Below are 20643 nucleotides of genomic sequence, written 5' to 3' on the forward strand. Positions count from 1 at the left end.
TCGACAGACGCTGGCGGCTAGACGGCCGGGGAGCCCTGGCTCGGTCCGAGCCGGCGCGGCAGGTAGCGGCCCGCGCCGCGCTCCACGTCGAGCTTGCCGTCCGAGCACTGGACCCGGCCGTTCACGATGACGCTCGTCGGCCTCCCCTTCACCTCGAAGCCCTCGAAGATGCTCCGGTCGCACCGGTGGTGGTGCGTCTTCGCGGAGATGGTGCTCGTCCCCTTCGGGTCGAAGACCACGAGATCCGCGTCGCCGCCCGGCACGATCGAGCCCTTGCGCGGGTACAGCCCGAAGATCTTGGCCGGCTGCGTCGAGAAAAGGTCGACGAAGCGGTGGACGTCGATGCGCCCCGCGAGCACCCCGTAGGTCCAGAGCAGGGAGAGGCGGTTCTCGATGCCGGCGGCGCCGTTCGGGATCCTCGTGAAATCGTCCTTGCCCATGTCCTTCTGGCCGACCTGGTTGAAGGGACAGTGATCGGTCGCCACGGTCTGGATGAGCCCCGACGACAGCGCGGCCCACAGCGCGTCCTGGTGGCCCTTCGGCCGGATCGGCGGGCTCATCACGTAGGCCGCCCCCTCGAAGTCGGGCTTCTCGTAGACAGAGTCGTCGAGCAGGAGGTACTGCGGGCACGTCTCGGCCATGACCACCTGCCCCCGGCTCCGCGCCTCGGCGACCGCGGCGAGCGCCTCCTTGCAGGTGAGGTGGACGATGTAGATCGGCTCGCCGAGCACCCGCGCGAGCATGATCGCGCGCCCCGTCGCCTCCCCCTCGATCGGCGCGGGCCGGCTCTGGGCGTGGTAGCGCGGGTGGGTCTTGCCCTCCTTCGAGAGCTTCTTCTGCAGCGCGACCACCGCGTCCCCGTGCTCGGCGTGGACGGTCACGAGCGCGCCGAGATCCTTGGCGGCCGCCATCACCTGGATGAGCTCCGGGTCGTCGACGCCGATGGCCCCGCGGTAGGCCATGAAGGTCTTGAACGACGGGATACCGCGCTCGCGCGTGCACACGGCCATCTCGGAGAGGGTGTCGTCGCCGAACCAGGTGACGGCCATGTGGAAGGCGTAATCGGCGACCGCCTTCTTCGCCTTCTCGTTCCACATCGCGAGCCCGTCGAGCAGCGGTTGCCCGCGGCTCGGGATCACGAAATCGATGATCGAGGTCGTGCCCCCGGCGACGCCCGCCGCGGTGCCGGTCTCGAAATCGTCCGAGCTCTCCGTCCCCATGAACGGCAGCTCCATGTGCACGTGCGCGTCGACGCCCCCGGGGAAGACGAGCTGGCCCGAGGCGTCGATCACCGTGTCTCCCGCCCGCTCCTTCGCGAGCCCCGGGCCGACGGCGACGATCTTCCCGTCCTCGCAGTAGACGTCCCCGATGAACCGGTCGCTCGCCGTGATGATCTCGCCGTTCTTGATCAGGATGCCCATGTTGCCTCTCCGCGGGTGCGCGCCGGGCGGCGCGTCCCCTGCGGGGGGGCGGCGCCGCCATGGCGAGGGAAACGCCGGGGGAGATGCCGACCGCGACCAGCGCCCCGGCGCTGCTGGTGCCTCCGCGGTGGGCCTCGCAGGGCCCTTCGTCGAGCGACCGCGCGACAGCCGTCCTCCCGCCGCGGCCGAGGGCCGTCAGGGGAGCTGCTTCGTGAGCTCACCGTAGCTCTCGGGCCGGCGGTCGCGGTAGAACTGCCACGTCCTCCGGACCTCCTCGATCATGTCGAGGTTCATCTCGGCGACGACGAGCTCGTCCTTGTCCTCGCTCGCTGTCGCGAGGAAGCTGCCCCTCGGGTCGCAGAAGTAGCTCGTCCCGTAGAACTTGCCGATGTTCCACGGCGCCTCGGTGCCGACGCGGTTCGAGGCGGCGATGAAGTAGCCGTTGGCCACGGCGTGCGCGGGCTGCTCGAGCTTCCAGAGGTACTGGGAGAGCCCGGCCACCGTCGCCGAGGGGTTCCACACGATCTCGGCGCCGTTCAGGCCGAGCAGCCGCGCCCCCTCCGGGAAGTGGCGATCGTAGCAGATGTACACGCCGATCCGCGCATACCGCGTCTGGAACGTGGGATAGCCGAGGTTCCCCGGCTTGAAGAAGAACTTCTCCCAGAACCCGTTCGTGTGCGGGATATGCGTCTTCCGGTACTTGCCGAGGTACGTCCCGTCGGCGTCGACAACGGCCGCCGTGTTGTAATAGACGCCGGCCATCTCCCGCTCGTAGATCGGGATGATCATCGCCATCTTGTACTTCTTGGCGTAGGCGGTGAGCCGCTCGACGGTCGGGCCGGGCACGGGCTCGGCCACGTCGCACCACGTCGCGTCCTGCGAGGGACAGAAATAGGGCGTGTTGAAGACCTCCTGCAGGCAGAGGATCTGCACGCCCTTCTTGCCCGCCTCGTCGATGAGCGGGAGGTGCTTGTCGAACATCGCGTCACGGATGGCCGTGACGGAGGCGCCCGCGTCGAGGATCGGGGTCGAGCACTGGATCAAGCCGCCAAGTACGTTTCGTGCCATCAGAACCACCTCGTGATGACGATCTTGCGCTCTGTGTAGAAGTCGATGGCCGTCGGGCCGTGCGCCTTGATGTCGCCGAAGAAGCTGCCTTTCTGGCCGCCGAAGGGGAAGAAGGCCATCGGCGCCGCGACGCCGACGTTCACGCCGACCATCCCGGCGGCGACGCGGTGCTGGAACTCGCGCGCGGCGCGGCCGCTCGAGGTGTAGATCGACGCCGCGTTGCCGTACTCGCTCCGGTTCGCGATCGCGATCGCCTCGTCGAGGTCGTTCGCGCGCATCAGGCACGCGACGGGGCCGAAGATCTCCTCGGTCGCGATCACCATCCCCGGGCGCACGTCGTCGAAGACCGTGGGCCCCACCCAGTTGCCGTTCGGATACCCGTCGACCTTCGCGTCCCGGCCGTCGAGGAGCAGCGTCGCCCCCTCGGACACGCCCTTGCTGATGTACGAGACCACCCGGTCCCGGTGCGCCGCCGAGATCACCGGGCCCATGGTCACGCCCTGCTGCGCCCCGTCGCCCAGCACGATCGCCTGCGCGTAGCGCACGAGCGCCTCGCGCACGGCCTCGTACGTGTCGCCGACGCACACGACGACGCCGCCGGCGAGGCAGCGCTGGCCGGCGCAGCCGAAGATCGACTCGGCCACGTTGACGACCGTCTTCAGCCGGTCGGCGTCCGGCATCACCACGAGGAAGTTCTTCGCGCCGCCGAGCGCCTGCACGCGCTTGCCGGCCTCCGCGGCGCTCTTGTAGACGTGGCGCGCGACCGCCGACGAGCCGACGAACGACACGCCCTGGATGTCCCGGTGCTCGCAGAAGGCGTTCACGACGTCGCGGCCGCCGTGCACCAGGTTCACGACCCCGGGCGGCAGCCCGGCCTGCTCGATCAGCTCGAAGATGCGCTGCTGCGAGAGCGGCACCTGCTCCGACGGCTTGAGGATGAAGGTGTTCCCCGTCGCGATCGCGTACGGCAGGAACCAGAGCGGCACCATCGGAGGGAAGTTGAACGGCGTGATCGCCGCGAAGACGCCGAGCGGCTGGCGGATCGTGTGGCAGTCGATCCCCGACGCCACGTCCTCGAGCCCCTGCCCCATCATCAGGGTCGGGATGCCCGCCGCGTGCTCGACGTTCTCGATGCCGCGCCCGAAATCGTTCCTCGCCTCGGTCAGCGTCTTGCCGTGCTCCGAGGTGCAGATGGCGGCGATCTCGTCGCGGTGGGCGTCGAAGATCTCGCGCAGCTTGAAGAGGTAGCGCGCCCGCTGCACCGGCGGCGTCGCGCTCCAGCCGGGGAACGCCGCCTGGGCCGCCTTCACCGCCGCGTCGACGTCCCCGGCGGTCGAGAGGGGGACCTTGGCAAGAGGCTCCCCGGTCGCCGGGTTGTTCACCTCGAGGTGCGTCTTCCCCGAAGAGCGAGACCAGGCGCCGCCGATGAAGTTTTCCAGCACGCGCATCGCGAAACTCCCCTCCCCCCGCGAGGTGGTCACATTGCCAACCGCAGCAGGCAGGGCGCCGGCCCTGTCTGCTGGACAATACAACCCACCGATCGAGCGCTACATGCGGTCGGGGCCCTCCGTCAAGCCTCGGTGCAACAGCCCATGCGCTGTGCTCGAGCAAGGAAGACCCCTCACGCACATCCCGTAGTATAGACCACAGAGTGGCTGGCAGCCTCCGGTGCAACTGCCCAGCAGCACGTCATGAAATCCTTTGGAAACAACTCAGGGTGTTCCTGGGCGCGACGCGCGCGACGCGCGCCCGCGAACGCCGTCCCGCTCGGGCGGCGTCATCCGCTGCAGCCCGCGGGCGTCGGGCTGGCCCGACGCGGCGGGCGCGACGCGAGCGCGCCGCGGCGGTCGTCCATCGCGTCGATCGCGTCGATCGCGTCGATCGCATCGATCGGCGTCGCGGAGCGCGGCGTCGAGGCGCGCGCGTTCCCCCGCGGGCTGCGCGCTCCTCCCCGCCGGCGCCGCGTCGAAAGTCGCTCCAGATCGTTGCTGCGTCGATCGAACCGTCCTAGGTGCAGACCGTGGACCTCGCGAACCCCTGCCCTGTCGCTGGACGCACGGCCGTCCCGGGAGAAGCCTGCGCGAACTGGCGGCTCGGCGGCGCGAGGACGTAAGCTCTGCGAGCGCTCGGTGAGACGATGACCCTTCCCACCATGCTGTTCGACACGACGGAGCACGTGCTCATCGCCGTCCACGGCAGGGAACCGCCCAGCGACGAGGACTGGGAGGCCTACATGCAGACGGTGCTCGCGCTCCCCCCGACCTGCTCCAGGACCCTGGTGGTGACCGCCGGCGGCGGCCCGAACGCGAAGCAGCGCTCGTCCATCAACGATTTCGTGAGCAAGCACACGCTCACGGTGGCCATCTGCACCGATGCGCTGCTGGTGCGGCAGATCTCGATAGCGCTGAGCTGGTTCAACCCGCGGGTCAGGTCCTTCCGGGGCAACGACATCGCGGGGGCGCTGCGCTATCTCGAGGTCAACGGGCCCGAGGCCGCGCTCGTGCACCACAAGGTCGCGAGGATGCGGCTCGAGATCGAGGGTCGCGCGCCCCGCACGACGCGCTGATCCGGGGGCGGCTCAGGGGGTCACGGCGGCGCGGGCGCGCGTTGATCGCGGCGCGCGGCGCGCGGGCGCAGGGGAGGTACCGGAGCAACGATGACCAAGACCGGCTGGCAGCAGCTCATCTCGCATTCTTCGCAACGAGACGCCGAGTCGGCCGGGTGGCGGCCGCGCTTCTTCCGGCCGACGCGCGAGGAGGACGCGGAGGCGCTCGGGCGCCTGCTCCGCGACGACGCGCGCCTCCAGGTCTTCGACGCGATCGACCGGCAGCTCGCCGACCTGGTCAAGACGCGGCACCCGAGCCGGACGCTCGGAGAGCAGGAGATCGCGCGGCTCGTGGAGGAGCACCTCCGCGGCGCCCCGCGGCAGGCGTACGGCGTCTGGGTCCACTACCCGTGGTCGCGCCGCCTCGTGCACCTGCTCGACGAGGCCGAGTTCGTCGAGCTGCGCACCAACCGCAACAAGCACAAGATCAGCGCCGAGGAGCAGGCGGCGCTCGCGGGCCGGAAGATCGGCGTCGTCGGGCTCTCCGTGGGCCAGTCGGTGGCGCTGACGGTCGCGCTCGAGCGGAGCGCCGGCGAGCTGCGCATCGCGGACTTCGACCACCTCGAGCTCTCGAACATGAACCGGATCCGGACCGGCGTGCACAACCTCGACGTGCCCAAGGTGGTCGCCACGGCGCGCGACATCGCCGAGCTCGACCCGTTCCTCGAAGTAAAGTGCTTTTCCGAAGGGGTCACTCCGGACAACATGGATGCCTTCCTGCTCGACGGGGGCAAGCTCGATATCGTCGTCGACGAGTGCGACAGCCTCGATATCAAGCTGGAGCTCCGCCTCCGCGCGCGCGCGCACCGCATCCCCGTCCTGATGGACACGAGCGACCGGGGGCTCATCGACGTCGAGCGCTTCGATCTGGAGCCGGATCGGCCGATCCTCCACGGGCTCGTCGGCGACCTCACGCCCGCGCGCATCCGCGGGCTGTCGACCGAGGACAAGGTGCCTTATGTCATGCAGATCATCGGGCAGGACACGCTGTCCACGCGGTTCGCCGCGTCGCTGCTCGAGATCCAGCAGACGGTGAGCACGTGGCCCCAGCTCGGGTCGGCGGTCGTCCACGGCGGGGCGGCGGCCGCGGACACGGCGCGCCGGCTCGCCCTGGGAGAGCCGGTGCGGTCGGGCCGGTACTACGTCGACCTGGAGCAGATCATCAGCGGGCCGGAGCCGGGACCTGACGCGGCGGCGGCGCGCGGCGCCGGGACGGCCACGCCGCGGGCCCCGGCGGCGCCTCCGGCGCGCGGCCCCGCGCTCGACCCCGCGTCGCTCGCGCGCCCGCTCGGGAGCGCGGACGGCGCCGTCGCGCTCGATCCGGACCGGCTCCGGCGCATCGTCGCGGCGGGGATCGCGGCGCCCTCGGGCGGCAACTGCCAGCCCTGGCGCTGGGTCTACGAGGCGCGCCGCCTCGGGCTGTTCCACGACCGGGCGCGCTCCGAGTCGCTCGCCGACTTCCAGGGGACGGGCGGCGTTGTCGCGCTCGGCGCGGCCGCCGAGAACGTCGTCCTCGCGGCGCACGGCGAGGGGCTGAGCGTTCGCGTCGCGCCCTTCCCGCGCGCGGGCGACGACGACCTCGTCGCGACGTTCGACTTCTTCGACGCGCACGCGCCGCGGAGCGACGCCGAGGGCCGCGCGATGGACGGCCTCGGGGACGCGATCGGGCTCCGGCACACGAACCGGCGCCAGAGCCAGCGGGCCGCGCTCGCGGACGAGCACCGGGCCGCGCTCGCCGCCGCGGTCCGGTCCGTCCCGGGGGCGGACCTGCACCTGCTCGAGTCGCCGGCGGAGCTCGAGGAGATCGCCGCGATCCTCGGCGCCGGCGATCGCGCGCGGCTGCTCGTGCAGCGCACGCACGCCGACCTGATGAAGGAGATCCGCTGGACCGAGGCGGAGGCGGAGGCGCGCCGGGACGGCATCTTCGTCGGCGCGTTCGAGTTCTCGCCCGCCGACCTCGCGGGGTTCCGGGTCTGCCGGGACTGGCGCGCGCTCGAGCTCGTGCGGCGCTGGGGCGGCGGCAGGGCGCTGGAGAAGACGGCGCACAAGGCGATCGCCGGCGCGATGGCCGTCGGGCTGATCACGATGCCGCGCGCCGGGCTCGCGGACTACTTCCAGGGCGGGAGGGCGCTCGAGCGGGCGTGGCTGACGGCGACGCAGCGGGGCATCGCGGTCTACCCGATGGCGACGCTGCCTTACCTGTTCGCGCGGCTCGTCCGGGGCGGCGGCGAGGGGATGGATCCGGAGACGGTCGCGCTCGCGACGGCGCTGCGGGCGCGGTACCTGCGGCTGTTCGACGTCACCGACGCGACGGCGGAGATCCTGCTCTTCCGGCTGTCGCTCGCGGGCCCGCCGTCGACGCGCTCGCTCCGCCGCCCGCTCGAGGACGTGCTCGTCGTGCGCTGACCGGGGCCGCGCCGGCCGGGCGCGGCGCGGCACGGGTGAGCCAGCGCCCGGCGGAGCGCCCGCGCCCTCACGGCGCGGCGCGGCCTTCGAGGAGCCAGCCGCGCGCGGCGCCCTCGTCCTTGAAGATGCGAACGAGCCCCGAGGTCCCCGCCTCGCGGGCGATCCGGCTCGCCTGCAGCGCCGCGAGATCGCTGTGGACCAGCTCGGCGGTGCGGATCACCCCCATCGCGGCCGACGTCGCCCCGATGTCGCGGAGCAGCTCCGTCGCCTCCTCGGAGGCGATGGAGAACCCGCGGAAGTCCACGAGGACGCGGATCCTCCGGCCGCAGAGCGAGCCGAGCGCCTTCCTGTACTCGGCGGCGTACGCCTGCGCCTCCTCCGCGCGCACCACGCCCTTGAACGTGACCTCGATGAGGGCGTTGATCCTGTCGATCTTGAGCTGATACATGCCTCCTCGCCTGGGGAGCCGAGACCGAGACCCAGAGTCGAGAGCCGGAGAGTCGGGACCCGGAGCCGAGACCTGAGAGCCGGGACCAAGGCGGAGCCCGAGGACCCGGATCGACCGAGGGTAGCCTAGGTGCCGCGCTCCCGGGACGCCAACACGCGACGCGAGCTCAGCGGTGAGGCGGCTTGGGCTCGGTGAGCCGGTAAACATGCTCCACGAACTCCGGGACGAGCTCCCTCGCGATGATCCAGAGACGCCCTTCCCCGAGGTCGTTCAGGCTGGCAGGGCCGGAGTAGGTCAGCCTGCCGCGCTCGCCGAAGTAGATGAACGACGTCCTGTCGTGCCGCTGGAACCAGCCGCAGACAGCGTCGAGCAGCGGGGCGAGCGCGGCGTCTCCGCCGGAGCGCAGGGGGACGAGGCGGACCGAGTCGAGCAGGCGGAACAGGTTCGTGCCGAGCTCGCCGAGCTCGACGACGGCGGCCGCCAGCGCCTCGCCGGCCGCCCGCGCGACGAGGACCGCGCGCTCCCGCTCGAGGCCCGCGCTGCGCCAGCGCTCGATGCAGGGCCCCATCGCGAGCCGGCCCGGCACGAGATCGAGCGCCTCCGCGACGATGCGCGGCGACGTGGCGCAGAGCTGCCCGAGCAGCGCCGCCTGCTCCGCCGGGGTCGCCTCGCCGATCTCGAGCGGCCCGTCGTCCGCCCCGGAGCCCGCCGGGGGCAGGAGCGGGACGTCGACGCCCATGAGGCGGAACGGCAGCGCGAGGGCGAGCCCCGTCGCCTCGTGCCTGCGGGCGAACTCGAAGAACGACCGCTCGTTCCACGCGACGTGCGCCTCGGCGTAGACGATGACCCACCGGCACTCCGGGTCGGACAGGGCGTACTCGCAGCAGCGCGTGAAGATGTCGCGGAGCACCTGCCGGGAGCTCAGGTTCGAGGCGCTCTTGGGCCGCTTCGCGAGCTGATGAAACATCCACGTGCCGTGGTAAGGCTTCATCACCGAGAAGTTCCCCTCGATGCCGTGCTCGGAGAGGCAGGTCACGTTGTGCAGGAGGTGCGGCGCCGCCGCGGCCCGCTGCGCCATCCTCATGAAGCTCGGCTTGATGGACTCGAAGTGCTCCGGGCGCCGGCCGGAGAGGTTGAAGTAGCCTGACGAGGCGAAGAGGTCCCAGAACTCCGCCTGCCAGGCCGTCCCTCCGTAGGTGGTCGCGTGCAGGATGCGGGACACGAGCCGCAGCCAGCGCCGCTCGTCCTCGCGCTTCGCGGCGACGACGTGCACGGCGCAGAGCTCGGCCGAGGCGCCCTCGCCCGCGGACACCGACCGCACCTCGCCCTTCAGGTGGATGACGCCGTCGTCGCCGTCCGGGAGCTCCAGCGCGAGCTGGAGCCGCGGCTCGAGCGGGGGCTGCCCTTGCCCGAGCGCGAGCCGCAGGCTCGAGAAGGACACGTCGACCACCTCGGCCTCGACCGGCGGCAGGTGGAGCCAGTGGGGGTGCAGGAAGCGCGCGGTGAGCTCGACCTCGACGCCCCGCTGCTGGAGGCTCTGGCGGACGCGCTCGACCCTGGCCGGCAGCGCGGACACGACCTCGCCCGGGCGCACCTGCTCCGCCCGGATGTTGAACCGGAAGACGGAGCTGTGTCCGGCGATCTCGACCGCGGCGGCCTCGCTCCAGCCCTCGATGCCGAACCACCGGACCGTCCCGGCGCCCACCTCGCTGAGCATCACGCACATCGACGGCGCGCCCTCGGCGTCGCCGCGGACGACCCCCTTCTTCCGCAGGAGGACGCTCAGGATGTCGCGCACCCGCCCCGGGTCGTCGATGATCTCGCGCACCTGCCCGGCGTCGGAGGCCGAGGGCCTGAAGAGGTTCGCGGCCGCGGGCTTGGCCACCCCGGCGTCCACGAGGGCGCGCAGCGCGTCGCGGATCTGGCCGTCCGCGCGGGCCGACACCTCCTGGAACACCAGCCCGACGAGCGGCCCCCGCAGGCCCATCGACTGCAGCGCCAGCAGGGCGGGGAGCGGGCCGATCTCGGCGCCGCGGAAGTAGAGGCGCACGGAAGCCACGCTGCCGAACGGGAACGAGGTCCGGTAGTCGGGCTCGATCCACGCGCCCATCGCGCCGAGCAGGACGACCTGGTGGCCGTGGTCGAGCCCCTCGATCTGCAGCCAGACCGCGTCCCCTTGCAACCAGCACGCCTGCGGCACCTCGGATGGCGGATCGTCCTCGAGGAGGGGCCGCTCCAGCGAGAGCGCCTCGTCGTCGCCGCGGGCCCCCCAGCGCTCCCCCTGCCCAAAGCCGACCTTCGGTGCCACGGTCACGAGGCCGCCCCCTTCGCCGCGAGACGACGTGCTCCAGGTGAGGAACAGGCGTCCCCGTCGCCTCGCCCGTGTGGCAAGGCGAGGGCGCGGCATTGATCGGCGAGCTCGCCAACACCCCTCAGGAGCTCACCTGAACGCCAGGAAGAAGGCAGATACACTTGACCTTACTTTCCTATGATCTGTACCGGATCGCAACATCCCACGTCAAGCGGCCCTCCCCCGCTGCCTGGCGCGCGCTGCCATGCCGCGCGCTCTGCGCCGCATGCCGCGCGCTCTGCGCCGCATGCCGCGCGCTCTGCGCCGCATGCCGCGCGCTCCGCGCCGCGCGCCTCGAATGTTTGCGAGGTTCCCTGAATGCGCGAGCGAGATTGCCCTGGGATCTCGCGGGGTGCCGCGCCAGGGAGAGGAGCGGTCGTGACGATGACGTTGCAGGCAGCCGCGGCGCCTCATGCTACAGAGGGTCACCCCGATGCCTGACATGAGCGCCTTTCTTCACGCCGATGGCTGGATCACGCTCGCGACCCTCAGCGCGCTGGAAATCGTCCTTGGAATCGACAACATCGTCTTCCTCTCCATCATGACGGCAAAGCTGCCGCCGGAGAGGCAACCGGTCGCCCGGCGGATCGGGCTCCTGCTCGCCCTCGGCATGCGGCTGCTCCTCCTGCTCGCGATCTCGTGGGTGATGGGGCTCAAGGCCACGCTGTTCAGCCTGCTGGGACACGACTTCAGCGGGCGTGACCTGATCCTGCTCGGCGGCGGTGTGTTCCTGATCGGCAAGGCGACCCACGAGATGTTCGACAAGCTCGAGGTCGAGGAGCACAGGGACGACCAGCCGAAGGTGAGGGCGTCTTTTCCCTCCGTCATCGCGCAGATCGTGCTGCTCGACATCGTGTTCTCGCTCGACTCGGTCATCACCGCGGTCGGCATGGCGCAGCACGTCTCCATCATGATGGTGGCGATGTTCATCGCCGTGGGCGTGATGCTCGTCTTCGCCGGGCGCATCGGCGCCTTCATCCAGCGCCACCCGAGCATGAAGATCCTCGCGCTGAGCTTCCTGCTCCTCATCGGCGTGGTGCTCGTGGCCGACGGCATGGGCCAGCACATCAGCAAGGGCTACATCTACTTCGCCATGGCCTTCTCGCTGGGCGTCGAGCTCATCAACATGCGCCTCCGGCTGCGCCAGAAGCCTGTCCAGCTCCACACGAGGTTGCCGAGCTCTCCGGATCTCCTGCCCCCGGGTGAGCAGCCTCAGCCGAGGTCCTGAGGCTGCGCGCGCCCGGCGCGCCCGGCCAACGAAGGGCCAAACGGGCGGCGGAGACCGGGACCGCTGGCGCGAGCTCCGGGAGAGCCTGTAAACAATTCGCACAGACGGGGCGTCCGAGGGTCGACGGCGACAGCGGCCGGTCCCAGAAGTGACACCGGGGTTCTCCACCGAGGTGAGCGTGAGCGACGAGCAAGGAGACGCAGAACGAGGGCGGCGACGGCGCATCGTCATCGTCGACGACGACGACGCGATCGTCGAGACGCTGGAAGAGGTGCTGCTGGCGGAGGGGTACGACGTCGAGGGCTACACCGATCCGCTCGAGGCCCTGGAGCGGCTGCGCACCAAGGCGCCGCCCGACGCGCTCGTCCTCGACTGCGTGATGCCGTTCATGGACGGGCCGCACCTCATGGAGACGCTCGCGGCCGAGGGGATGGCGGTGCCGGTCGTGCTCGTGACCGCGCTCAGCGATCCGGGCTTCTGCATCGACCCGAACCACCCGGACGCGACGAGGATCATCAACAAGCCGTTCGACCTGGAGCAGCTCCTCGAGACGCTCGACGACCTCTCGAGCATGCCCGCGGCGAGCGAGCCCGGATCGCGGCGGAGCGCGCGGCCCCCGTCCACGCAGCGGACGTAGGGCCGGCCCCCTGGCCGCGGCGGCCCGCGCCGCGGCCCCAGGACGGTGGCGGATGCGCGCTGGACCCCCGGCCGGGGATCAGCGCCCGGGGAGCGCCGCCGAGAGGCCGTGGACGACCTCGGCGCCGACGGGGACGGTGACGCTCGACCCCTTGAAGTCGTCGCCGACCGGCTGGTAGGAGCCGCCGAGGCACTGCGCGAGGAACGTCTCGGCGATCGCGTTGAACGACAGCGCGTTCTCCGGGCGGGCGAAGCCGTGGCCCTCGTCGGGGTACAGCGCGTAGGTCACCGGGATCCCCTTGCTCGTCATCGCCTTGACGATCTGATCGCTCTCGGCCTGCTTCACGCGCGGATCGTTGGCGCCCTGGCCGATGAGGAGGGGCCGCTTGATCTTGTCGGCGAGGTAGAGCGGCGATCGGGAGCGCAGGAGGTCGCGGCCGGATTCGGTGCGGGGGTCGCCGACCCGCTTGGCGAAGAGCTCGAGCATCGGCGCCCAGTAGGGCGGGATCGACTCGAGCAGGGTCACGAGGTTCGACGGGCCGACGATGTCGACGCCGCAGGCGAAGGTCTCGGGCGTGAAGGTCAGGCCGACGAGCGTCGCGTAGCCGCCGTAGCTGCCGCCCATGATCGCCACGCGGGCTTTGTCGGCGATGCCCTGCGCCACCGTCCAGTCCACCGCGTCGAGCAGGTCGCTGTGCATCTTGCCGGCCCACTCGAGGTTGCCCGCGTTGACGAACTTCTTCCCGAAGCCGGTCGACCCGCGGTAGTTGACGCTCAGCACGGCGTAGCCGCGGTTCGCGAGCCACTGGTGCATCCCGTTGAGGCCCCAGGTGTCGCGCGCCCAGGGGCCGCCGTGGACGAGGAGCACCGTCGAGAGCGGCCTGTCCGGCTTGCCGTCCCCGTCGGGGTCGGCGGCGCGCGGCAGCGACAGGTAGCTCACGAGATCGAGGCCGTCGCGCGCCTTGATGACCACGGGCCGCATCTTCGCGAGCGGCTGCGACTCGAGCGCTGGCCGGTTCGAGAAGAGGAACGTCGCCTTCTTCGTGCCGCGGTCGTAGAGGTAGTACCGGACCGGGCCGTCGGAGACCGTGTAACCGACCGTCCAGCGCCTGTCGTCGAGCGAGCGGCTCAGCACGTCCAGCTCGCCGTCGGCGACCGCGCGCAGCGCGTCGAGGTCCGGCTGGATGGCCTTGTCGACCACCTGCCAGCGCTTGCGCTCGTACTCGGAGGCCACGGCCTGGACCTTCTCCGTCTTCGGGTGGCGGATGACGCCGGAGACATCGGCCTTCGCGTCCTCGGCGAGCACCGTGGGCTTCGCGGTCCGGAGATCGAGCGTCACCAGCGCGGAGGTGTCGCGGCCGCGGCTGTCCCGGAAATAGAGCGTCTTGCCGGCCGCGTCGAGGCCGAGCACGCTGCTCGTGACGGCGTCCTCCGGCCCGAACGCGACGAACGGCTTCGGCTCCTTGCCGGTGACGTCGAGGAACTCGTGGCCTCCGTCGGGCGTCATCCGCATCGCGAACCGCGCCTTGAAGTCGTCGTCGGCGACGAACCCCGCGAAGCCGTCGTTCTGCCGCACGAGCTTGCGCTCGCCGGTGCGGATGTCGACGCGGTAGAGGTCGTGGTGCTTCTTGTCCCGATCGTTCATGCCGATCAGGACCTCGTTCGGGATCTTCTGGCTCACCCCCTCGATCTGCGCGGCGATGCCCTCGAACGGCGTGAGGTCCTTGATCTGGCCGGTCTTGAGCTCGACGGCGTAGATATGCCAGTTCTCGTCGCCGCCCTTGTCCTGGCGGTAGAGGACATGATCGCTCGCGTAGGGGAACAGGAAGGTCCGGATGCCGCGGCTCTTCTCCTTCGTGACCGGCTGGGCCGCCTTCGGATCCTGGGCCGGACCGACCCACACGTTGAGCACGCCCTCGGAGGGGGCGAGGAACCCGAGCCGCTGGCCGTCCGGGCTGATCTTGGGGGACATGCGATCCGGGTTGCCGAAGAGCAGGCGCCTGGGCATGAGCGACGGGTCGGCGCGCGGCGCCTCCTTCGCCGGCGCGGCGGGCGCGGCGGCTGCCGGGGCGGCTGCCGGGGGCGGCGGCGCGGCGGCCTCCTGCGGCGGCGCCGGTGCGGGCGCCGGAGCGCCGCCGCAGGCGAGCGGCGCGGCGAGGGGCAGCAGGAACAGCGTTCGGAGCTTCTGGGGCAGGTTCATGGATTCACCCGACGCGCGGAGCCGGCGGCCGCACCCCACATGCGCCGCGTCCGCGCGCCGAGCGTCATACCCAGATCCCGCGGGCCGGTCCATCACCGTGTCGCGCCGCGTCGCCCCGCGTCGCGCCGCGGTGATGGACCGCGCGTCAGGCCGCTTCCTCGAGCATGCCGAAGCGATGGACCTGCGCGAGGTATGGATCGGGCTCGGACAGGGCGGCTTGCTCGGTGATCTCGATGGCGACCTGCTCGTATCCGATGGTTGTCTCGAGCGGCGACTGGTCCGGCGGGTTGAGCCAGTTCACCACCGTCGTCTTGTGGTGGTCGGCGCGCCGCGCCTGGGCGAGCACGCGGCGTGGATCCCGGTTCATGCGCGCGAGGCTGTGCAGGAACCGCACGCCCTCGAGCGTGATACCGCTCATCGGGATGACGCGGATCCGGGTCCGGCCGCCCTCGCGCCGCTTCGTGCGCGATTCCAGGTCGCCCTGCGCGCCCCGGGCCGGGCCGTGCTAGGAGCCCGGCGTGATCGCGAGCAGCGTCCCTGATCTCCGGATCCGCACCCGCAACGCCCTGCCCGTGCGCGAGGGCGGCGATCACGTCCTTTACTGGATGATCGCGAGTCGCCGGACACGCCACAATTTCGGCCTGGAGCGCGCGATCGCCTGGGCGACGGAGCTCGATCGGCCGCTCGTCGTGCTCGAGGCGCTCCGGTGCGGCTACCGCTGGGCGAGCGACAGGCTCCATCGCTTCGTGATCGACGGCATGGCCGACAACGCGCGCCGGTTCGCGGCGGCGGGCGCGCTGTATCACCCCTACGTCGAGCCGGCGGAGGGGGCGGGCAAGGGCCTGCTCGCCGCGCTCGCGGCGCGGGCCTGCGTGGTGGTGACGGACGACTACCCGTGCTTCTTTCTCCCCCGGATGGTCGCCTCGGCGGCGCGGCAGGCGCCGGTCCGCCTCGAGCAGGTGGACTCGAACGGCCTCTTGCCGGTCCGCGCGGCCGATCGGGTGTTCACGACGGCGCGCTCGTTCCGCATCTTCTGGCAGCGGGTGATCGGCGATCACCTCGGCGCGCTGCCCGCGGCCGATCCGCTGAAGAAGGCGCGGCTCCGGCCGGCGGCTCCCCTCCCCCGCGCGATCGCGCGGCGGTGGCCCGCGGCCTCGCCGGCGCTGCTCGGGGGCGACCCGGCCGCGCTCGCGGCGCTCCCCATCGATCACGCCGTCGCGCCGGTGCCCCGCCGGGGCGGCCCCGAGGCGGCCGGCGAGGAGCTCGCGCGCTTCGTCTCGGAGCGGCTCCCGCGCTACCTGGACGACCGCGATCACCCGGACGCCGGCGCGGCGAGCGGCCTGTCGCCGTACCTGCACTTCGGCCACCTCGCGGCGCACGAGGTGTTCGCCGCCGTCGCCCGGCGCGAGGGCTTCCGGCTCGACCGGCTCGGCCTGCCGGACGACGGCGTGAAGCGGCCGAGCGGCAGCCGCGAGGGGTTCTGGGGGATGAGCCCCTCGGCCGAGGCGTTCCTCGAGCAGCTCGTCACGTGGCGTGAGATCGGGTTCAACGCCTTCGCGCTGGGGGCGAGCGAGGGCGACGGCCCGCGCCTCTCGTGGAAGCGCGACCCGACCGACTACGAGTCTCTTCCGGACTGGGCGCTCGCGACGCTGAAGAAGCACGAGCGCGACAGGCGCCCGCGCGTCTATTCGCTCGAGGCGCTCGCGGCCGGGGCGACGTACGACCGGATCTGGAACGCGTCGCAGCGCGAGCTCCTCCGCGAGGGGCGGATTCACAACTACCTGCGGATGCTCTGGGGCAAGAAGATCCTGGAGTGGTCGCCGACCCCGCGCGAGGCGCTGGAGGTGATGGTCGAGCTCAACAACCGCTATGCGCTCGACGGCCGCGATCCGAACTCCTACTCGGGCATCTTCTGGGTGCTCGGCCGCTACGATCGGGCCTGGGGCCCCGAGCGGGAGATCTTTGGCACGGTACGTTACATGTCGTCCGAGAACACGGCCCGGAAGCTGCACCTCAAGGAGTACCTGGCGCGGTATGCGACGTAGCGCGCGCGACCACCGCCGGCGCCGGGCGTGAGGCGCGGGGGCTCGCCCCGGGGTTCCGGGCTGAGGCATCCCCTCGAATTCTTTGGGAAAATTGAACAGGGAGGCGGGGAGGCGGGGAGGAAAATCTTCCAATACTCCCCGTCTCCCCGCCTCGCTGTTCAATTTTCCCGCTGAAAATGGCTGCAAGATGAGGGGATTCCTTAGGTCCGGAGGGCGCGGCGCAGCGCCGCGGGTCGACGGGCGCCCCTCGGCCGGCGTCGACGCTGGCGCGGCCGCGCCGGACGCCGGGAGCGCTGCGGGCGGCGGGGGGTCGGCGCGGGGGCGCACGCGGGGTTCGACGCGGCCGCCGGGGTGAGCTATCGAGCGGGCGTGGAACTCCTCCGTGAATTTTTCAGCAGGCTGAGGGAGCTCGAGTCGCTCCTCGAGTGGGGCGGCTACCCCGTCCTGATGATCATCATCTTTGCCGAGACGGGGCTGCTCATCGGGTTCTTCCTTCCCGGCGACTCGCTGCTCGTCACGGCCGGGGTGCTCGTCAACGCGGGGCTCATCAACCCGCTCAACCTGACGAACTTCCAGAACCTGCTCCTGATGAACGTCACGCTGATGGCGATGGCGATCATCGGCGACGCGGTGGGGTTCTCGATCGGCCGGCGCGCCGGGCCGAAGATCTTCACGCGCGAGCAGTCGCTGCTGTTCCGCAAGGATCACCTGATCGCGACGCAGAAGTTCTACGAGAAGCACGGCGGCAAGACGATCATCCTGGCGCGCTTCATGCCGTTCGCGCGGACGTTCGCGCCGGTCGTTGCGGGCGTGGGCCAGATGGCCTACCGGCGCTTCGCGATCTTCAACGTGGCGGGCGGCGTTCTCTGGGTCTTCTCGATGACCTTCCTCGGGTACTTCCTTGGCAAGATCTTCGACGCGAAGCAGATCGAGCGGGTGGTTTACCTGATCATCTTCGTCTCGGTGGCGCCCGTCCTCTTCGGGGCCATCAAGCACCGGCTCCAGCAGAAGAAGGGCCCCGAGCGGCTCGGAGCCGAGCCGTAGGCCGGGCGAAAGCCGCCCCCCGGTCGCCCGGCAGAAGCCGAGGAATCGGGCTCCAGACAACCCCGCTGCCATCAAGCCAGCTGGACGGGCGTGGCCGGTCGACTCCACATGATGGCAACATCGATGAGAGCACCTGGGCGGCCACGTGCACACGATACACGATAGCGGACGCCGACGAACGCGCGCGTGGATCAGGCGGGCCAGGCGGGCACCGATGAAAGCGTGTCCTCGGGCGTCAGCCAAGCGGTCGAAGAGGAAGACCTGCTGACGTTCGCTGACGTTCACGGGCCCGCCGGGCGCTTCCACCGTGGGCATCAGGCGCCGCCTGCGATCGCGGCCTCGCCGGCCCGACCTCCTCGTTTAGCCGCCTCCTCTTGTACTCCTCACCACCCCCCGGCTACCCTCTCCTCCCACCATGCAGCAGCACCCCGCGGTCCCCTCCGGCGTCCCCGTTGCCGGCGACGTCCTCGCGGGCAAGTACCGCATCGAGCGCGTGCTCGGCGCCGGCGGCATGGGCGTGGTCCTCGCGGCGTGGCACCTCGTCCTGGAGCGCCGCGTCGCCATCAAGTTCCTCCTCCCGGAGGCGGCCGCGCTCCCCGACGCCAGCGCCCGCTTCCTCCGCGAGGCCCGCGCCGCCGCCGCCCTCGACGGACAGCACATCGCGCGCGTCATCGATGTCGGCACGCTGGACTCGGGCGCGGCCTACATGGTGCTCGAGTACCTGACCGGCGACGATCTCGGCCAGGTGCTCCAGACCCGCGGCCCCCTCCCGCTCGCCGAGGCCGCCGACTACCTCCTCCAGGCCTGCGAGGCGCTCGCCGAGGCGCACGCGCGCGGCATCATCCACCGCGACCTCAAGCCGAAGAACCTCTTCCTCACCCGCCGCCCCGACGGGACTCCCCTCCTCAAGGTCCTCGACTTCGGACTGTCGAAGTTCATCGCCACCGGCGACTCCGTCAAGGAAGCGAGCCTCACCGCGACGGGCCTCATCATGGGCTCGATCCACTACATGTCGCCCGAGCAGATTCGCAGCCTGAAATACGCGGATGTGCGCACGGACATCTGGGCTCTCGGCGTGATCCTGTATCGCATGCTCACGGGGCGGCACCCGTTCGAGGGCGACAGCATCACCGCGGTCACGGCGGCGATCATGATGGACACGCCCACCTCCATCCTGACCCTGCGGCCGGATCTGCCGCCGGCCGTGGGCGCGCTCGTGGGCCGGTGCCTCACGAAGGACCCGGCGGTCCGCGTCCAGAGCGTGACCGAGATCGGCCGCGTGCTCGCGCCCTTCGGGACGCAGCGCGCGAGGCTCTCGTTCGAGAGCATCGATCGGCTCCTGCCGGAGCCCGCCGCCCGCGCCGGGTACCCGCCGGCCGCTGGGCCCTCCGGCGCGCTCGGCGCGTCGTCGCCCGCACGGGGCGAGGCCCCCATCGCGCCCGAGGCCATGACGGAGCCCATGCCGGTTCGCGCCGGCGCGCCGTCGTCGCCGGGCGGCGAGGCGGCGGGGACGGCGCACGCGACGCTGCCGCACGCATCCTGGGGCAACACGACGCGGACGCGCGCGCCGCGCAGCCGCGTGGCGCTGCTCGCCGGCGCCGCCGGCGCGCTCGCCCTGGCCGGGTTCATCCTGGTGTGGCGCCTGACGGCGAGCGGGCCCGCGGACAGCGGCGCGCCGACGGCCTCGATCCCGACGCCCGAGCCTGCGTCGGCGTCCCCCGGCGCGGTGACGGTGACGCCCACCATGGCTGCCGCCGAGACCGAGCCCCCTGCGCCTCCGGCCAGGACAGCGCCCGTCGCGAGCGCTCCGGCCGGAGCCGACGCGAAGCTCGCAGGAGCTTCCGCAGCGCCGCCGAAGCCGAGCGCGACCGCAGCGCAGCCGAAGCCGAGCGCGATCGCTTCGCAGCCGAAGCCGAGCGCGATCGCTTCGCAGCCGAAGCCAAGCGCGACCGCCGCGCTGCCGGTCAAACAGCCATCGCGCGCCGGTGCGAGCAAGACGCCCGACATGGGAGACAAGTGGGATTGATGCGAACAACGTATCTCGCCGCTCGACGGAGCGTTCTCTCGCTGGCCCTCGTCTGCGCGATGAGCCATGCGGCGGCCGCGCAGCCCAGCAACGCCAAGGCCGACGCGCAGGCGCTCTTCGAGCAGGGCCGCGCGGCCGTGGAGGCGCGGGACTGCGCCCGCGCGATCCCGCTCTTCCGCAAGAGCCAGGAGACGTATCCGGCCCGCGGCACCCTGTTCAACCTCGCGCAGTGCGAGGCCGAGCTCGGGCAGATCGCCAGCGCGACGCGGCATTACAAGGAGCTGCTGCCGCAGCTGGAGCCCAGCGACCCCCGTCTACCCGTCACCCAGCAGCGCCTCGCGGAGCTCGCGCCGCGCCTGCCCAGGGTGGTGATCGAGCTCGCGCAGGGCGCGCCGGCGCCCGCGGAGCTGCGCCTCGATGAAGCGCCGCTGTCGCAAGGCAGCGTCGGCAGCGAGCTCCCGGTCGATCCCGGGGACCACGTGATCGTCGCGAGGTGGGCAGACGGCCGGCAGACCGAGGCGCGCGTGTCGCTCGGCGAAGGGGCGCGCAAGGGCGTCCGCCTCGAGCCGCCGACCGTCGCGCCGGCCGCCGTCGCGCCGGCCCTAGCCCCCGAGTCCGCCGCGCCGCAGGCCTCCTTGCCTCCTCCCCACGACGCCTCCGGCGCCGCATCCAGCGGCCTGCGCACGCTCGCCTTCGTGGTCGGCGGCGTCGGCGTCGCGGCCGTGAGCGGGAGCCTCATCATGGGCGGGCTCGCGCTCGGCACGAAGGGCGACCTCGAGAAGGAATGCCCGACGCCCTCGCAGTGCAGCGAGAGCGGCATGTCCCTCCGCTCACAGGGTCAGACGCTCACCACCACAGGCACCGTGCTCGGCGTCCTCGGGCTCGCCGGGATCGGCGCTGGCGTGGTGCTCCTCCTGACGGCGCCAGAGCAGGGCACCTCGGTCGCCCTCACGCCCGCGATCCTGCCGGGCGGCGGCGGCGCGCTGCTGCGCAGCCGCTTCTGAGATCCCGGTGCGACCAGCGGGCGGGCGAGCAGATAATTTTCAATCGTTTCGCCAGCTTATCGTCACCGCAAAAAAAGATCGCCCGGCGTGTCGATCCCGCCGTCCCCCGTTCGTCGTGACGATGAAGCCAGGGTTCACCCCGGGCCAGAGACCCTCCGGAGC

General features: G+C 71.5%; 14 protein-coding genes and 1 pseudogene. 8 read left to right on the forward strand and 7 right to left on the reverse strand.

Going from position 1 to position 20643, the window contains the following annotated elements; genetic code table 11:
• Window positions 1-17 precede the first annotated feature (17 nt).
• The 3 genes from hydA to WME76_RS30490 all read right to left on the reverse strand — a co-directional run bounded on the left by hydA (window position 18) and on the right by WME76_RS30490 (window position 3937).
• On the reverse strand, window positions 18-1421 hold the full coding sequence (hydA, locus tag WME76_RS30480) for a dihydropyrimidinase (RefSeq protein ID WP_437955769.1): 1404 nt from the start codon (window positions 1419-1421) through the stop codon (window positions 18-20).
• A gap of 195 nt (window positions 1422-1616) precedes the next feature.
• A complete protein-coding gene (locus WME76_RS30485; protein WP_437955770.1) occupies window positions 1617-2489 on the reverse strand; it encodes a nitrilase-related carbon-nitrogen hydrolase in 873 nt (290 codons plus the stop codon).
• Entirely contained in the window at window positions 2489-3937 is a 1449-nt protein-coding gene (locus WME76_RS30490) for a CoA-acylating methylmalonate-semialdehyde dehydrogenase (RefSeq protein ID WP_437955771.1), read from the reverse strand. Before WME76_RS30490 ends, WME76_RS30485 begins: the two co-directional genes overlap by 1 nt.
• Before the next feature lie 689 nt (window positions 3938-4626).
• Here WME76_RS30490 and WME76_RS30495 point away from each other — a divergent pair.
• Together WME76_RS30495 and WME76_RS30500 are read left to right on the forward strand one after the other, a co-directional pair.
• Entirely contained in the window at window positions 4627-5055 is a 429-nt protein-coding gene (locus WME76_RS30495) for a hypothetical protein (protein WP_437955772.1), read from the forward strand.
• 90 nt (window positions 5056-5145) lie between these two features.
• Window positions 5146-7500 (forward strand): Rv1355c family protein, encoded by a 2355-nt coding sequence (locus tag WME76_RS30500; protein ID WP_437955773.1) that lies wholly within the window; start codon window positions 5146-5148, stop codon window positions 7498-7500.
• A gap of 67 nt (window positions 7501-7567) precedes the next feature.
• On the opposite strand, the gene WME76_RS30505 is transcribed toward WME76_RS30500, so the two are convergent.
• Window positions 7568-7948 (reverse strand): STAS/SEC14 domain-containing protein, encoded by a 381-nt coding sequence (locus tag WME76_RS30505; protein ID WP_061616178.1) that lies wholly within the window; start codon window positions 7946-7948, stop codon window positions 7568-7570.
• A 166-nt stretch (window positions 7949-8114) separates the two neighbouring features.
• The gene (locus WME76_RS30510) at window positions 8115-10262 is read right to left on the reverse strand and encodes a hypothetical protein (protein ID WP_437955774.1); all 2148 of its coding nucleotides are present in this window, start codon (window positions 10260-10262) and stop codon (window positions 8115-8117) included.
• 478 nt (window positions 10263-10740) lie between these two features.
• Here WME76_RS30510 and WME76_RS30515 point away from each other — a divergent pair, with 478 nt between their 5' ends.
• A complete protein-coding gene (locus WME76_RS30515) occupies window positions 10741-11526 on the forward strand; it encodes a TerC family protein (protein WP_437962170.1) in 786 nt (261 codons plus the stop codon).
• A gap of 178 nt (window positions 11527-11704) precedes the next feature.
• A complete protein-coding gene (locus WME76_RS30520) occupies window positions 11705-12163 on the forward strand; it encodes a response regulator (RefSeq protein ID WP_437955775.1) in 459 nt (152 codons plus the stop codon).
• A gap of 78 nt (window positions 12164-12241) precedes the next feature.
• Here the strand turns inward: WME76_RS30520 and WME76_RS30525 are convergent, their stop codons facing one another.
• Window positions 12242-14362 carry a S9 family peptidase gene (locus WME76_RS30525; protein WP_437955776.1) on the reverse strand — a complete coding sequence of 707 codons (2121 nt, stop codon included), beginning with the start codon at window positions 14360-14362 and terminating at the stop codon, window positions 12242-12244.
• Window positions 14363-14516: 154 nt separating this feature from the next.
• Window positions 14517-14801: pseudogene (locus WME76_RS30530) on the reverse strand (hypothetical protein); the annotation flags it as partial.
• A 79-nt stretch (window positions 14802-14880) separates the two neighbouring features.
• Here WME76_RS30530 and WME76_RS30535 point away from each other — a divergent pair.
• The 4 genes from WME76_RS30535 (at window position 14881) to WME76_RS30550 (ending at window position 20481) form a co-directional block, all read left to right on the forward strand.
• A complete protein-coding gene (locus WME76_RS30535) occupies window positions 14881-16407 on the forward strand; it encodes a deoxyribodipyrimidine photolyase (protein ID WP_437955777.1) in 1527 nt (508 codons plus the stop codon).
• Window positions 16408-16776: 369 nt separating this feature from the next.
• Window positions 16777-17451, forward strand: a complete 675-nt coding sequence (locus WME76_RS30540; protein WP_437955778.1) for a VTT domain-containing protein — start codon at window positions 16777-16779, stop codon at window positions 17449-17451.
• A 415-nt stretch (window positions 17452-17866) separates the two neighbouring features.
• The gene (locus WME76_RS30545; RefSeq protein WP_437955779.1) at window positions 17867-19477 is read left to right on the forward strand and encodes a protein kinase domain-containing protein; all 1611 of its coding nucleotides are present in this window, start codon (window positions 17867-17869) and stop codon (window positions 19475-19477) included.
• Window positions 19477-20481: a tetratricopeptide repeat protein gene (locus WME76_RS30550; RefSeq protein ID WP_437955780.1), complete on the forward strand. Its 1005-nt coding sequence runs from the start codon at window positions 19477-19479 to the stop codon at window positions 20479-20481. Before WME76_RS30545 ends, WME76_RS30550 begins: the two co-directional genes overlap by 1 nt.
• Window positions 20482-20643 lie beyond the last annotated feature (162 nt).

The organism is Sorangium sp. So ce119 (assembly GCF_051524405.1).
GTDB classification, from domain to species: Bacteria; Myxococcota_A; Polyangia; order Polyangiales; family Polyangiaceae; genus Sorangium; species Sorangium cellulosum_G.